Origin of the sequence: Paraburkholderia madseniana (assembly GCF_009690905.1) — a bacterium.
GTDB classification, from domain to species: Bacteria; Pseudomonadota; Gammaproteobacteria; order Burkholderiales; family Burkholderiaceae; genus Paraburkholderia; species Paraburkholderia madseniana.
Genome location: NZ_VOSW01000024.1, coordinates 45438 through 59907 on the forward strand (window position 1 = coordinate 45438; position 14470 = coordinate 59907).

General features: G+C 63.9%; 17 protein-coding genes. 10 read left to right on the top strand and 7 right to left on the bottom strand.

Going from position 1 to position 14470, the window contains the following annotated elements:
* Positions 1 to 91: 91 nt before the first annotated feature.
* The 7 genes from FSO04_RS47510 to FSO04_RS14695 all read right to left on the bottom strand — a co-directional run bounded on the left by FSO04_RS47510 (position 92) and on the right by FSO04_RS14695 (position 6823).
* A complete protein-coding gene (locus FSO04_RS47510) occupies positions 92 to 196 on the bottom strand; it encodes a hypothetical protein (protein ID WP_325063524.1) in 105 nt (34 codons plus the stop codon).
* A gap of 173 nt (positions 197 to 369) precedes the next feature.
* Positions 370 to 1281: a carbamate kinase gene (arcC, locus tag FSO04_RS14670; protein ID WP_154560374.1), complete on the bottom strand. Its 912-nt coding sequence runs from the start codon at positions 1279 to 1281 to the stop codon at positions 370 to 372.
* Between the two features lie 10 nt (positions 1282 to 1291).
* Complete coding sequence (gene argF, locus FSO04_RS14675; RefSeq protein WP_154560375.1) at positions 1292 to 2290, bottom strand: ornithine carbamoyltransferase; 999 nt, start codon at positions 2288 to 2290, stop codon at positions 1292 to 1294.
* A gap of 38 nt (positions 2291 to 2328) precedes the next feature.
* Positions 2329 to 3546 carry an arginine deiminase gene (locus FSO04_RS14680; protein WP_154560376.1) on the bottom strand — a complete coding sequence of 406 codons (1218 nt, stop codon included), beginning with the start codon at positions 3544 to 3546 and terminating at the stop codon, positions 2329 to 2331.
* 25 nt (positions 3547 to 3571) lie between these two features.
* Positions 3572 to 5053 carry an arginine-ornithine antiporter gene (gene arcD, locus FSO04_RS14685; protein ID WP_154560377.1) on the bottom strand — a complete coding sequence of 494 codons (1482 nt, stop codon included), beginning with the start codon at positions 5051 to 5053 and terminating at the stop codon, positions 3572 to 3574.
* Positions 5054 to 5086: 33 nt separating this feature from the next.
* Complete coding sequence (locus FSO04_RS14690) at positions 5087 to 6547, bottom strand: MBL fold metallo-hydrolase RNA specificity domain-containing protein (RefSeq protein ID WP_154560378.1); 1461 nt, start codon at positions 6545 to 6547, stop codon at positions 5087 to 5089.
* 36 nt (positions 6548 to 6583) lie between these two features.
* Positions 6584 to 6823, bottom strand: a complete 240-nt coding sequence (locus FSO04_RS14695; RefSeq protein WP_154560379.1) for a hypothetical protein — start codon at positions 6821 to 6823, stop codon at positions 6584 to 6586.
* A 306-nt stretch (positions 6824 to 7129) separates the two neighbouring features.
* On the opposite strand from FSO04_RS14695, the gene FSO04_RS14700 reads away from it, so the two are divergent.
* The 10 genes from FSO04_RS14700 to FSO04_RS14745 all read left to right on the top strand — a co-directional run bounded on the left by FSO04_RS14700 (position 7130) and on the right by FSO04_RS14745 (position 14429).
* On the top strand, positions 7130 to 7642 hold the full coding sequence (locus tag FSO04_RS14700) for a flavodoxin family protein (RefSeq protein WP_154560380.1): 513 nt from the start codon (positions 7130 to 7132) through the stop codon (positions 7640 to 7642).
* 157 nt (positions 7643 to 7799) lie between these two features.
* Entirely contained in the window at positions 7800 to 9293 is a 1494-nt protein-coding gene (gene atpD / locus FSO04_RS14705; RefSeq protein ID WP_154560381.1) for a F0F1 ATP synthase subunit beta, read from the top strand.
* Positions 9290 to 9748 (top strand): F0F1 ATP synthase subunit epsilon, encoded by a 459-nt coding sequence (locus tag FSO04_RS14710; RefSeq protein ID WP_154560382.1) that lies wholly within the window; start codon positions 9290 to 9292, stop codon positions 9746 to 9748. Before atpD ends, FSO04_RS14710 begins: the two co-directional genes overlap by 4 nt.
* Complete coding sequence (locus FSO04_RS14715; RefSeq protein ID WP_154560383.1) at positions 9745 to 10062, top strand: AtpZ/AtpI family protein; 318 nt, start codon at positions 9745 to 9747, stop codon at positions 10060 to 10062. The genes FSO04_RS14710 and FSO04_RS14715 overlap by 4 nt, the downstream gene beginning before the upstream one ends.
* Positions 10055 to 10327 (top strand): N-ATPase subunit AtpR, encoded by a 273-nt coding sequence (locus FSO04_RS14720; protein WP_154560384.1) that lies wholly within the window; start codon positions 10055 to 10057, stop codon positions 10325 to 10327. The genes FSO04_RS14715 and FSO04_RS14720 overlap by 8 nt, the downstream gene beginning before the upstream one ends.
* Before the next feature lie 2 nt (positions 10328 to 10329).
* Positions 10330 to 11028 carry a F0F1 ATP synthase subunit A gene (locus FSO04_RS14725; protein ID WP_154560385.1) on the top strand — a complete coding sequence of 233 codons (699 nt, stop codon included), beginning with the start codon at positions 10330 to 10332 and terminating at the stop codon, positions 11026 to 11028.
* Entirely contained in the window at positions 11025 to 11273 is a 249-nt protein-coding gene (locus tag FSO04_RS14730; protein ID WP_012427417.1) for a F0F1 ATP synthase subunit C, read from the top strand. The genes FSO04_RS14725 and FSO04_RS14730 overlap by 4 nt, the downstream gene beginning before the upstream one ends.
* A 9-nt stretch (positions 11274 to 11282) precedes the next feature.
* A complete protein-coding gene (locus FSO04_RS14735; protein ID WP_154560386.1) occupies positions 11283 to 12032 on the top strand; it encodes a F0F1 ATP synthase subunit B in 750 nt (249 codons plus the stop codon).
* Between the two features lies 1 nt (position 12033).
* Positions 12034 to 13587: a F0F1 ATP synthase subunit alpha gene (locus tag FSO04_RS14740; RefSeq protein ID WP_166618184.1), complete on the top strand. Its 1554-nt coding sequence runs from the start codon at positions 12034 to 12036 to the stop codon at positions 13585 to 13587.
* Positions 13584 to 14429 (top strand): F0F1 ATP synthase subunit gamma, encoded by an 846-nt coding sequence (locus FSO04_RS14745; protein WP_154560388.1) that lies wholly within the window; start codon positions 13584 to 13586, stop codon positions 14427 to 14429. Before FSO04_RS14740 ends, FSO04_RS14745 begins: the two co-directional genes overlap by 4 nt.
* Positions 14430 to 14470 lie beyond the last annotated feature (41 nt).

Below are 14470 nucleotides of genomic sequence, written 5' to 3' on the forward strand. Positions count from 1 at the left end.
TCTAGGAGCCAGGTAGTCACTGACGTTGATTCAGATCAACGGCGCGGTAGCGCGCGAGACTTCATCTGGATGCGCCGACGGCAATCCGTGCTCAGGCCATGCCATGAAAACCCGCGTCCGTGTAGACGGTCGAGCCAATCAACAGCATGCCTGCGTCACTCGCGAGAACGGCGGTGATCCAGCCGATTTCCTCGATCGTGACGAGATGCTGCGCGGGCGCGCGCGCTGCATCTCGAAAGCAACTCGTTGAAGTGGTCGATACCCGATGCGGCTCGTGTTTTCAGCGCACCGGCGGCGAGATAGCGGACGCTCGACTCGAGCGCCGCCTTCACCGGTCTCATCACGAGCTAACCGATCACCGAACGCTCTTTACGCGCGCACGACACGCGTACCTGCTGTACCGTTTGCCATCTGCTCGATGCGGTCGAGCGAGCCGATGACTGCCGGCCGGCCAGTGCGTGAGACGAACTCGCACGCCGCCTCGACCTTCGGCCCCATTGAGCCGGCAGGGAAAGACATCGAGCGAAGTCCCGCCACCGATACCTCGCTCAGCACGCGTTCGCAGGGCGTGTGCCAGTCAGCATAGACTGCGTCCACGTCGGTCGCGATCAGCAGCAGATCGGCGTCCACGTCCGCTGCAAGCAGCGCGCTGCACAGATCCTTGTCGATTACGGCCTCGACGCCGCAGCGAGTCCGCCCATCGGTTCCGACCGTGACCGGAATTCCACCGCCCCCGGCTGCGATCACAACGGTATCGTGGTCGAGCAACCAGTGAATGGGCTGAAGGGCCACGATGCGTCGCGGTTTCGGCGACGCGACGACGCGGCGGAAATCATCGCCGTCCTGAGCGACGCTCCAGCCTTTGCTGATGACCAGACGCTTGGCCTCCGCCTCTGTGTAAACGGGACCGATTGGTTTGGTGGGGTGAGTAAAAGCCGGGTCACCGGCGTCGACCTCGACGCGCGTCAGCAGCGTCGCCACCTGCCGTTGGGGCGGCAAGGCATTAGCCAGTTCCTGCTCGAGCAGATAACCGATCATGCCTTCCGACTCGGCGTCGAGCACATCCAGCGGCGCCGCACCAGCCGCACCCGCGGCGGCGGCCTGCAACGCCAGCAGGCCGACCTGGGGTCCATTACCGTGCGCGACGATCAATTGATTGCCGTCGGCAAGCCGCGCGATCTGCTGTGCGGCGCGACGGATATTGGCGATCTGGTGGGACATCGTCATCGGCTCGCCACGTCGAAGCAGCGCGTTACCGCCCAGTGCGATCAGAATGCGCATGATGGGTTCCTTAAGCAAGTGTCGCCACGAGTACCGCCTTGATCGTGTGCATGCGGTTTTCAGCCTGCGAAAACACGATCGACGCATTCGATTCGAAGACTTCGTCGCTAACTTCGAGCTCGGACAGACCGAAGTGCTCGTGAATCTGCCGGCCGGTCTCGGTCTCCAGATTGTGATAAGCGGGTAGGCAATGCATGAAGTGGGTGCGCTGCTTGCCCGTCGCTTTCATCAACCCGGCATTGACCTGGTATGGCCGCAGGAGCTCGATGCGCGGCCCCCAGGCCTCCACCGGCTCGCCCATCGAAACCCATACGTCGGTATAGACAAAGTCGGCGCCGCTCACTGCCTCATGGGGATCGTCGACGATCGTCACGCGAGCGCCGGTCCGTTCCGCAAGGCGCCGCATCTGTTCCACAAGGTTGTCGTGGGGCCACAGTTCGCGCGGCGCGGCAATACGCACATCCATGCCCATCTGCACGCCGCCGATCAGCAGTGAATTGCCCATGTTGAAGCGGGCGTCGCCGAGATAGCAGAATGACAGCTCGTGCAGTGGCTTTTCGCCAAATTCCTGCATCGTCAGCAGGTCCGCGAGTACCTGGGTCGGATGGAATTCGTCGGTCAGGCCGTTCCATACGGGAACATGCGAATACTTCGCGAGATCCTCCACTACGCTCTGGTGAAAGCCGCGATATTCAATCCCGTCGTAGAGCCGGCCGAGCACGCGCGCGGTGTCTTTGAGCGACTCCTTGCGGCCAAGTTGCGAGCTCGCCGAATCGATGTAGGTGACATGGCCGCCCTGGTCGTGCACGGCAACCTCGAATGCGCAGCGCGTGCGGGTCGAGGTCTTTTCAAAAATCAGCGCGATGTTCTTGCCGTTGAGCCGAGCGACTTCGTTGCCGGCGTATTTGGCGCGCTTCAGTTCGGCGGCGAGGTCGAGGAGAAAACGGATGTCGCGCGGGGTGAAGTCCTGCATATTTAGCAGGCTGCGGTTGCGCAGGTTGAATGCCATGGCGTGTGGTCCTTGAAATATGGGAGGCAGGAGGAGTGTCAGACGGGATCGCGTTCGATCGGACAGGTCATGCAATGTCCGCCGCCGCGCCCGCGCCCCAGTTCCCCGCTCGGAATCGTGATGACTTCGACGCCCGCCTTACGCAGCAGCGTGTTCGTGTAGACGTTGCGGTTGTAGGCCACCACGACGCCTGGCGCGAGCGCGATCACGTTGTTGCCGTCGTCCCACTGTTCGCGCTCGACCTCCCATGTGTCGCCACCGGTGGCGACGGTGCGAAGTTCTTTAAGACCTAGCGCCTGGGCGACGACATCGAGAAACGATGCGGTCTCGGGCCGGACATCGAGCGTGTGTGGCCGTTGCGACGGGCGCAGGCTGGTGCAGCGAATGCCATCGACGACTTCCGGAAAGATCGTGACCAGGTCGCGGTCGCAGAAGGTCAGCACCGTATCGAGATGCATCGCGCCGCGCGAACGTGGCAACTGCGCGGCGATTACATGTTTCACCGATTCATGTGCGAAAAGAGATCGTGCGAGTTGTGCGACGCCCTGCGGCGACGTGCGCTCACCCATGCCGATGAGTACAACGTCGCGCGATAAAGGCATGACGTCGCCGCCTTCCAGCGTAGCGCCGCCATGATCGAGATCAGGGCCGCCCCACCAGATGCGCGTGCCACCGCTGAACAGTGGATGAAAACGGTAGATTGCCGCGCTCAATAGCGTTTCCTGGCGACGCGCGGGCCAGTACATCGAGCCGAGTACGGCGCCGTCGTTGATCCAGCAACTGTTGTCGCGGGTAAAGAGCGTATTGGGCAACGGCGGGAGGAGAAACCCGGCAGGCTCTGTACATTTCGCCAGCAAGCCCGTGGGCTCAAACGGCAGCTCGGCCCGCACGATCCCGCCGATCAGCCTGGTGGCGAGCTCGGCGGCTTTCATCTCGTTGAGCCAGGGCAGCAGTTGCGCGGATAGTTCCAGGTCGACAGTGCCTGACGACAGCTTGCGTTCGAGTACCCAGTCGCGTGCTTCCTGGCCTTGCAGAATGTCCGCGAGCAGGTCATGCATATCGAGTACTTCAATGCCGCGATCCTGCATCGCGCTAACAAACGCGTAGTGGTCGGTCTTGGCCTGGGAAACCCACAATACATCGTCGAACAGAAGTTCGCGGCAATTGGCCGGGGTCAGGCGCGCCTGGGCGAGCCCGGGCCGGCAGACCATGACCTTGCGCAAGGTGCCGACCTCGGAAAAGACGCCGAGTGCCATAGAGGTTCTCCTTGTAGTGGGCGGCTTACAGGCCTAACGCGCCGCTTGACAGCAGCCAGGCGGCGATTGCGGCGAGTCCGATCAGCGCGGCCAGAATGACGGCTTCGAAGGGCTTGAAAAGACGTGCGCCGCGTTCGTGTTTTGCCCAGCCATACAGCAGCACGCCGGGCGCGTAGAGGAGGGCGGAAAGCAGCAGATACTTCGGGCCGGCCGCATACAGCAGCCAGCAGCAATAGACGCTTGCGGTCGCGCCGATCAGCATGTCGCGTCCACGAACGGTGTCGGTTACGGCGTAGCCTTCGCCGCGTATGGCAATGCGGGTCGCGTACACAGCCGAGAAAAGATAGGGAACAAGGATCATCGAGGTCGCGAGCGAGATCAACGCCTGGTAGGTCGCGTTCGACACCAGCGTGATGATCAGGAACAGCTGCACGAGCCCGTTTGTCACCCACAGTGCATTGGCAGGTACGCCGTGGCTGTTTTCTCGGGCGAGGAAGGCCGGCATCACGCCGCCGCTCGCGGGCGTGAACAGCGTTTCCGCAGCCAGCAAGGTCCACGCGAGCAGCGCACCGCCTACCGACACCAGCAGCCCGATGCTGATCAGTACCGCTCCCCAGGTGCCGACGGCCTTGTCGAGCACGCCAGCCATCGACGGGTTCTTCATTGCGGCCAGATCGCTCTGCGAGACGATGCCAAGCGACAGCAGCGATACCGCCATCAGCAACAGCAACACCACTGTGAAACCGAGGAGGGTCGCGCGCCCAATATCCTGACGACGTTGCGCGCGGGCCGAAAACACATTTGCGCCCTCGATGCCGATGAATACCCATACGGTGATCAGCATCGTGCTTTTGACCTGCGTGAACACGCTGCCGAGCTTCGGGCTGCCCCAGAAGTCCTGCGTGAAGATGTGGCTTCTGAATGCCGCGAGCGCGAGCAGAATGAACAGCAACAGAGGAATGACCTTGGCCACCGTAGTGATCGCATTGAGAACGGCCGCGCTGCGCACGCCACGCAGAATCACCGCATGCATGATCCACAGCACGATCGACGCGCCCAATACCGCGGCGCGTGTGTTGCCGTCGCCGAACACCGGGAAGAAATAGCCTAGCGTGCCGAAGACGATGACGAGATAGCCGACATTGCCGATCCACGCGCTGACCCAGTATCCCCACGCCGAGTTGAAGCCGACGAATTCGCCGGCGCTTGCGCGCGCATAAGCATAGATGCCGTTGTCGAGATCGGGTTTTCGCGTCGTCAGGGTCTGGTAAACGAACGCGAGCATCAACATGCCCACACCGGTAATCAGCCAGCCAATCAGGACCGCAGCTGCGCCGGCGCCCGACGCCATGTTCTGCGGCAGCGAAAACACACCGCTGCCGATCATCGACCCGATCACAAGCGCCGTCAGCAGGCCGAGCCGCAGGGGCTTCGCCGTCGAGACCTTCGTCTGGGTGGCCGCTCCGGACACAGGTGGTCCCGACAATGAATCCGCTAGATTCTTCATGACATGCCCTCGTTATTCTTCAAGATACGTTGATTAGCTCACTTCGGGACGGCTGGCCGATTGATCTGGATCAGCCATTTCAGGGTCGGACATCGCCGTTGCCGCGCAGGGATGAATGTCTGCATCGCCGCCCGATCCGGGCAGTTCGACGGATTCAAGATAAGTGGGCACCTCGCAGTGCCAGTGAAGCGTTTCTTCGATATGACGCCGCAGCGCATCAGCAGCGGCAGGCTCGCCGTGGGTGATGAACGTTCGCTCCGGCGGCACGGAGATGGAGTGAAGCCATTTCGTCAGTTCCTGGTAATCCGCATGCGCGGACAACGACGAAAGCGTGACGACCGAAGCCCGCACGGGCACATAATCGCCGTGAATCTTGATCGCGGGCTCATGGGCTCCAAGCGCCGCGCCGCGTGTGCCGGTCGCCTGGTAGCCGACCAGCGCGATCGTGTTGCGGCTATCGGGCGCGAACGCCTTCAGGTGATGCACGACCCGCCCGCCGGTCGCCATCCCGCTGCCGGCGATCACCACCATCGGACCGTGCCGCGCCGAGACGGCCTTGGATTCGTCGACGGTACGCACCATTTCGGCTGCGCTGCTGATCGCGTTGGCTTCGGTCATCGTGAGGCGATGCTCGCCCACGTGATGCCGGTACAGTTGCGTGACGCTCGACGCCATCGGGCTGTCGAGAAACACCGGCACATTGGCCATCCGGCCAGATGCCTTCAGGCGAGCGATGTAGTGAAGAATGGATTGCGCACGGCCGACCGCGAAACATGGAATCACGACCACGCCACCGTGCTGGAAGGTGCGCGCGAAGATGTCGGCGAGTTCGGTGGCCGGATCGGCGGCCTCGTGCAGACGATCCCCGTAGGTGGACTCGACTACCAGATAGTCGGCGTGCGCAAGCGGCATGGGCGCGCGCATGATCGGATCGTTCGGACGGCCAACATCGCCCGAGAAGGCGATCACCTTGCCTTCCATGCACACCACGACGCTGGCGGCGCCCAGAATGTGCCCGGACGGCAACAGCCGGAAGCACGCTTGCTCGTTCAGTTGCTTCGGGACATCGAACTCGCGTGGCACGAGCAGCTGCAACACCTTTTCGGCGTCTTCGAGCGTGTATAGCGGCAGCGCCGGATGATGTTTCGAAAATCCATGCCGGTTCGCGAAAGCAGCCTCTTCTTCCTGCAGTTTGGCGCTGTCGCGCAACAACACTTCGCACAGGTCGCGGGTGCCACGGGTGCAATAGACGGGTCCCCGATATCCCATCCGCGCGAGGACTGGCAGATAACCGCTGTGATCCAGGTGGGCATGCGTCAGGATCACGGCATCGAGTGATTCGACGGGAACCGGGAACGCGCTCCAGTTAAGCAGGCGCAGATTCTTTGTGCCCTGAAAAAGCCCGCAGTCGATCAGCACCCGAAGGCCGGCTCCCTCCAGCAGATACCTCGAGCCGGTGACGGTTTCTGCCGCACCTAGAAAAGTCAGCTTCATTGCTTCACCTCTTTTGGCGGATGAGCCGCACGCCCGTCACACTGCAGCGCGTTGGCCGAAGTTGTTGCAGAGGGCTTCAGCGAAGCGTTTGAAGGCGTGCAGCGAGCCCGCGATGCTCTGATACTTCTCGCGGCCAATTTGTCCGTCCAGCGTGATCAGCATTCCGGACTCTCGGGCCAGCGCGAGAATTTCATCGAATTCACTGACGGCGTTGCGTGCGTCTTTCGGTTGTCCAGCCAGCGCTGTGGCACGGACGGAAAAAGTATCGTTCGGCATGGCCGGTCTCCTTACAGGTCAACCTCCGCGCGCTTATCAAGGGCGTCGCGAGGGTTTCCGATTGCTGCTGTCCTGAAATTCAGTATTGGTCAGCGCATGGCCGATAGAAATCAGGTCGCGCTGAGCTTGGCGTAGGGCGTCCTGCGTTCTTGTCAGGGATTTCCTACACGCCATGGCGTGGTAATGACGCTCAAGTTCATCGCTTGACATGGATCATGAGAACGCGCCCAACCGCACCTATGCTCGTGCCATGCACTGCGAATCCCGCATGTGAGCGCACTGCGGTGTGCGGTCAGGAGATCGGAAATGCCCGAAGCAAAGGTTCTTGTCGTGTATTACTCGCGTACCGGCACCACGCGTTCGCTCGCGTCGGCGCTCGCAAAGATGCTGGCCGCCGATCTTGAAGAGATCTGCGATTGCAGCGATCGTGACGGGCCTGGCGGCTATCTGCGCTCACTGTTCGATGCCATCCGCAAGCGGCACGTTGAAATCGTACCGGCGGGGCTGGACGTCTCGGCGTACGACCTCGTTGTCATCGGGTCGCCGGTGTGGGCGAGTTCGGTATCAGCACCGGTGCGTTCTTACCTCATCGAGAACCGGGCACAGCTGCCGCAAGTGGCGTTCTTTTGCAGCTTCGGTGGAGGAGGCGCTGACAAAGCGCTGCATGAGATGCAGCAGATTGTGGGCAAGCCGGCCGTCGCCGAATGCAAAGTCACTGCGAGCGAGGTTCATCACGGCGCACACACCGCGCTTGCGGCTTTTGTCAGCGAACTTAAGCGGCACATCGCCAAATCCCGAAATCTGGAATGGGCGTGCTGATCCGTCGACACTTCGTAACGATGGGCGTGGCATAGTCGGCCTCTCGCTCAGGCATCGTGAGGCGTCATTTCTCATACGTTTGATGGAAGTCAATTTATCGGTCGATTGGGGCGGTATCGTGCGACTATCAAAAAAGCGGCCGCAAGGAATCCTCGATATGTCGACTCATTCAACAGCACCCTTGCCAGCGAGACAGCCCGCCGTAAGCGACGGTAGCGTTGTCGCTGTGCGGGGCGCAGTGGTCGACGTCAGGTTTGCGGGTGATCAGCTTCCGGCCATCGACGACGCGCTCCTCATCCTGCCGGACGATCTCGCGCCGGTTCTCGCCGAAGTTCAAGCCCACCTGAGCGAAACAACGGTGCGGGCGCTGGCGCTGCAATCGACGGCGGGATTGCGGCGCGGCGCGCGCGTGCGGGCCTGTGGCGGTCCCATTGAGGCGCCAGTCGGCGAGGCGGTGCTCGGCAGGCTGCTCGACGTGACGGGCGCGACCCGCGACGACGGCGCGGCGCTCCCCGCGCAGATCGAGCGCCGTCCGATTCATCGTGCAGCGCCGCCGCTCGCCGCGCAGACCGGCGCCACTACGCTGTTTTCGACGGGCATCAAGGTAATCGACCTGCTTGCGCCGCTCGCCCAGGGCGGCAAGGCGGCGATGTTCGGTGGTGCGGGCGTTGGCAAGACCGTCCTGGTCATGGAATTAATCCATGCGATGGTCGAGCGCTACCAGGGGATTTCGGTGTTCGCAGGCGTTGGCGAACGCTCGCGCGAAGGCCACGAGATGCTGCTCGACATGCGCACGTCGGGCGTGCTGGCGCGCACGGTGCTGGTGTACGGCCAGATGAACGAACCGCCTGGCGCACGCTGGCGCGTGCCGTTTACGGCATTGACGATCGCCGAGTATTTCCGGGACGAACGCCGGCAAAACGTACTGCTGCTGATGGATAACGTGTTTCGCTTCGTGCAGGCGGGTGCCGAGGTGTCGGGCCTGCTGGGGCGCATGCCTTCGCGAGTCGGCTACCAGCCTACGCTGGCGAGCGAAGTCGCCAGTCTGCAGGAGCGCATAGTGTCGGTCGGCGACGTATCGGTCACGGCAATCGAGGCCGTGTACGTGCCCGCCGACGATTTCACCGACCCTGCCGTGACCGCGATCGCCGCGCATATCGACAGCATGGTCGTGTTGTCCCGTTCGATGGCCGCCGAAGGCATGTATCCCGCCATCGATCCGATCGCGTCGTCTTCGATCCTGCTCGATCCGCTCGTAGTCGGCGAGGAACACGCGGCAGTCGCGACCGAGGTGCGCCGGATCATCGAGCACTACCGCGAACTACAGGACGTGATCTCCTTGCTCGGTATCGAGGAACTGGGCGCCGAAGACCGCGCTCTCGTAGGGCGTGCGCGGCGCCTGCAGCGCTTCCTGACCCAGCCGTTTGCCGTGACCGAAGCCTTCACGGGCGAAGCAGGCCGCTCCGTGGCAGTCGCCGACACGATCGCCGGCTGCAAGGCGATTCTCGCCGGCGAGTGCGATACATGGCAGGAAAGCTCGCTCTACATGATCGGCACGCTCGACGAAGGCCGTCGCAAGGAAGAGGCGGCCGCCTCGCAGGACATGGCGGCGCACGGCATGGAGGCGCACGGCATGGAGGCGGTGCCATGAGCGCCGCGCCGCTAACCTTGACTGTGGCGACGCCGCTGCGGGTATGGTTCGACGCTGTCGAGATCGTGTCCCTGCGCGCGGAAGACGCAAGCGGCTCGTTCGGCATCCGCCCCGGACATGCCGATTGCGTGACGCTGCTGGCGCCGTCGGTGGTCCGTTGGACCTGTACCGACGGTACGACGCGCTATTGCGCGGTGGATGGCGGCGTATTGTTGGTGTCGGGCGGCGTTCGGATATCGATCGCCTGCCGCGAAGCAATCTCAGGCGATTCGCTGGAAAGTCTGGAAGCCGGGGTCCGCAGCCGCCATGCCGAGGAGGACGATGCGGCGCGGCGTGCCCGTGTCGAGCAATTGCAGCTGCATGCTCGCGCCGTGCGTCAGATGTTGCGCTATCTACGGCCGCACCCGGGCGGCGGCGGTGCCGACGGACCCGGTATCGGAGCCAACCCACGATGAATCCACATCAGATCGACCAGCGCAAACGGCCTGACGACAGGATGGCCGGCGCGGCCCGCCAGGCCGCCGAGCTCGATTCGCGTGGACGCGCTGAACCGGAGCCGTCGCTGGGTAGCAGGCTCGGCCAGATTGGCATCCTGGGGTGGGCCATTGTCCTGCCGACGCTGATGGGGCTCGCGATCGGACACTGGCTGGACCGGACCTTCGGCACGCGCGTGTTCTTCTCGGCGCCGCTGCTGATGATCGGTGCTGCGATCGGTTTCTGGTCGGCGTGGAAATGGATGCATCGTCAGCAACGGGGGCGCGATGACTAGTCCGCTGCCCTTGATCGCACAGTTGGCCGTGGGACTCGCGCTCGGCACGTTGGCCGGCGCGTGGCATTTCATGTCGCTGCGCTGGAACTGGCCGCTCTTCGCCGAGGGCCGCGCGGCAGCGGCGCTGGCGTTGCAGCTTGCCCGCTTCGCGCTCACCGGTGCGCTGCTGTTCATGCTCACGCACGTCGGCGCATTGGCGCTGCTTGCCGGCATGGCCGGCTTTCTGCCAGCACGCGCCATCGTAATGCGGCGCCAAGGAGGCTAGCCATGACTGCTTCGCCGCTGGCCACCGCGCCGCTCCTGCATCTCGGTCCGCTCGCGATCACTGAGCCCGTGATCGCGACCTGGGCAATCATCATCCTGATGACCGCGGTGTCCGCCTGGCTGACCCGCAACCTGTCGCTCAAGCCGGGCAAGGTGCAAACCGTGCTGGAGCTGCTGGTCGAGACGATCGATCAGCAGATCCGCGACACTATGCAAACCGGTCCCGCCACATATCGCGCTTTGATCGGCACACTGTTCCTCTTTGTGCTGATCGCCAACTGGTCGGCCCTCGTGCCGGGTGTGACGCCGCCCACCGCGCACCTCGAGACGGATGCCGCGCTCGCCCTGATCGTGCTGGGTGCGACGATTTTCTGCGGCATTCGCACGCGCGGCACGGCGGGCTACCTCGCTGCTTTTGCCGAACCCAGCTGGGTCATGATTCCGCTCAACGTCGTCGAGCAGATCACGCGGACGTTTTCCCTCGTGGTGCGCCTGTTCGGCAACGTGATGAGCGGTGTGTTCGTGATCGGCATCATTCTTTCGCTCGCCGGCCTGCTCGTCCCCATTCCGTTGATGGCATTGGACCTGCTGACGGGCGCCGTGCAAGCCTATATTTTTGCCGTTCTGTCGATGGTGTTCATCGGCGCTGCGATCAGCGATACCCATCATCCCGTTAGTGTAAAAAAGGGCGAAGCCTCATGAATAACCTCATTGAAATCGTCAGCATCGCCGCCGCGGCGCTTGCCGTGTCGTTCGGCGCGATCGGCCCGGCGCTTGCCGAAGGCCGCGCCGTCGCTGCCGCGATGGATGCCATCGCGCGGCAGCCCGACTCGGCCGGCACCGTGTCGCGTACGCTCTTTGTCGGGCTGGCCATGATCGAGACGATGGCGATCTATTGCCTCGTGATCGCCTTGCTCCTGCTGTTTGCCAACCCGTTCGTGAAATAGGCGGCGGTCATGCGAATCGACTGGTCGACGCTCGCGCTGCAGACGATCAATGCCCTGGTCCTGATCTGGTTGCTGGCGCGGTTCCTGTTCCGCCCGGTTGCGGGCATCATCACCGAGCGCCAGAAGGCGGCGCAGACGCTGATCGCGGACGCCGACGCGGCGAAGCGCGCGGCGGTTCTGGAGCGCGATACAGCGGCTCGCGAGACGCAGCAGCTTGTCGCCGCGCGCGGCGACGCCATGAAAGCGGTGGCCGCCGATGCGGCGGCGGAAAAGGCCGCCTTACTGGCGGCCGCGCAAGCCGATGCGGACAGGCTGCGCGCGGCCGCCGACGCCGAAGCCGAGGCCGCGCGCGTCGAACAGGACAAACTCGTCGCGGTCCGGGCCAACCAGCTGGCCGTCGACATCGCGGCAAAGCTGCTCACGAAGCTGCCGGAGAACGTGCGCGTGAGCGGTTTTGTCGACGGTCTCGCCGAGGCCATTGCACAACTCCCCGAGCCGGTTCGCGCACAGCTCGGCGCAAACGGCTTGGCGCTCACGCTAGCCGCGCCGCGTGCGCTGAGTCCGCAGGAGCTGGACCATTGCCGCACGGTGCTCGCAGCGTGCCTGAACCGGGCGGTGTCTCTTGCGATCGAGGTCGATCCGCAACTGATTGCCGGGCTGGAACTGCAGGCCGCCCACGCTGTGGTGCGCAATAACTTCGGCGCGGATCTCGCGCAGATCAGGGCGGCGCTGCTGGGTAGCGAGCATGTGCCCAGCTGACATGGCCGACGACCCCTGGCTTGCGGCGCAGCGCAACACGCTGGCCCGCACCGCTGTGACCCCATACGCCGAGACGCTCGGACGGGTCGATCGGTGCGGCGACGGCATCGCGTTTGTCTCGGGCCTGCCGGACGCGGCCCTCAATGAACTGCTCCATTTCGACAGCGGCGCGACGGGCTTTGCCCACACGCTGGACGCTGACCTGATCAGCGTCGTGCTGCTGGACGACGGGACCGGGGTCGAAGCGGGTGCGCGCGTGACACGTACCGGCACCGTGCTGGAGGTGCCGGTCGGAGAAGGGCTGCTCGGGCGCGTGATCGACCCGCTCGGGCGGCCGCTCGACCGTGACGAGCCAATCGTGGCGACAACGCGCATGGCAGTCGAACGGCCGGCGCCGGCGATCATCGAGCGTGACCTGGTTAGCGAGCCGGTCGAAACCGGTGTGCTCCTCGTCGATGCGCTGTTCGCGATCGGCCGCGGGCAGCGGGAACTGATCATCGGTGATCGCGCCACCGGCAAAACCGCCCTGGCCATCGATGCGATCGTCAATCAGAAACAGTCGGACATGATCTGTGTGTATGTCGCGATCGGCCAGCGCACGACCGCCGTGCAGCGGGTAATCGAATCCGTCCGCCAGTACGGCGCCCCAGAGCGCTGTATATTCGTCGCCGCCGCCGCGGCATCGGCGCCCGGACTGCAATGGATCGCACCGTTCGCGGGTTTCACCATTGCCGAGTACTTTCGCGATCGCGGACAGCACGCGCTAATCGTCATCGACGATCTCACCAAACATGCTGCGACGCATCGTGAACTGGCGCTCCTGACGCGCGAACCGCCGGGACGCGAGGCCTATCCTGGCGACATCTTCTATGTTCATGCCCGCCTGCTCGAGCGTGCGGCGAAGCTGTCAGCAAAACTGGGGGGCGGCTCGCTGACTGCGCTGCCGATTGCCGAAACCGACATGGGCAACCTGTCCGCGTATATCCCGACCAACCTCATTTCGATCACGGACGGCCAGATTGTGCTGGATGCCGGACTGTTCGCCGCGAACCAGCGGCCGGCCGTCGATGTGGGCTTGAGCGTGAGCCGTGTCGGTGGAAAGGCGCAGCATCCGGCGTTACGCGAGGTGTCGGGCCGCCTGCGGCTCGATTACGCGCAGTTCCTCGAGCTGGAAATGTTCAGCCGCTTCGGCGGTCTGACGGACGCGCGTGTCGCCGGCAAGATCGCTCGCGGGGAACGTATCCGCGCGCTGATTGCACAGCCGCGCTTCAGCGCACTGCGCACCGTCGACGAGATCGCGCTGCTCACCGCACTGTCGGCGGGCGTATTCGACGCGGCGCCGGCCGGGATCGTTGCCCAGGTGCGAACGCAACTGGCGGCACGACTGCAGAGCCAGCGCGTGCAATCCGAACTGGCGAAAGCGCACGCGGACTCGCCGTCCACACCGTTTAACGCCGATGTGCAGGCCGCCCTGGTCGCCGCGGTTCGCGAACTGGTTCAGCAGTTGACGCCCCCGGCCACCAGCGGCACGCCGGACACAGGGAGCGCGCGATGAGCGGCAAACTTACCGAAATCGAATCGCGCAGCGCCACTGCCCGGCAACTCGACGCCGTGATTGGGGCAATGCGCGGTATCGCGGCAGCCCGCTCGCGCGAAGCGCAACGGCGGCTGCCCGGCATCCGTTCTTCGGCTTCGACAGTCGGGGCCGCGATCGGCGCCGTACTCGCGCACGGTGCCGAGGCGCCAATGCGCGTGCCGGAGCACGGCACGCAGATCGTCATCGCACTGTGCGCGGAGCAGGGTTTCGTCGGCTCATTCAATGAGCAGATCCTTGACCGCGTACAGTCCCGCCTCGCGTCGGCGCCATGCGAGTGTCTGCTCGTGGGCACACGCGGCGAGATCGCGGCAAACGAACGTCGCCTCGCATTTGCCTGGCGTTCGCCGGCCGCCTCCCATGCCGACGATGTGCCCGCACTCGCCAGCCGTATTACCGACGCACTTTATCTACGTCTCGACCAACGGGTGGTCACCGAAGTCTCGGTCATCCACGCGGTGCCAGGTATCGCGGCCCATAGCGAGATCGTCGATCATCGCCTGATTCCGTTTGATTTTTCCCGTTTCCAGGTAGTGCGGCGCAGTCAGCCGCCGTTGCTCAATTTGCCTTCGGACCGCCTGCTTGCCGGACTGGTCGAAGCGTATGTCTATGTCGAGTTGTGCGAGGCGTTGATGCTCTCGTTCGCTGCTGAGAACGAAGCCCGGGTGCGTGCCATGCTGGCCGCGCGCGCCAATGTGAAAGAGACGCTCGAAGCCCTGACGCAGAATTACCGCCAGGTCCGTCAGGATGAAATCACGGCGGATATTGTGGAACTGGCGGCGAGTGCAGGTGCCGCCGTCTGAGCGGCGATGCCTTCTGCGGCGCCGGGCGAGTCGTCAGCCGC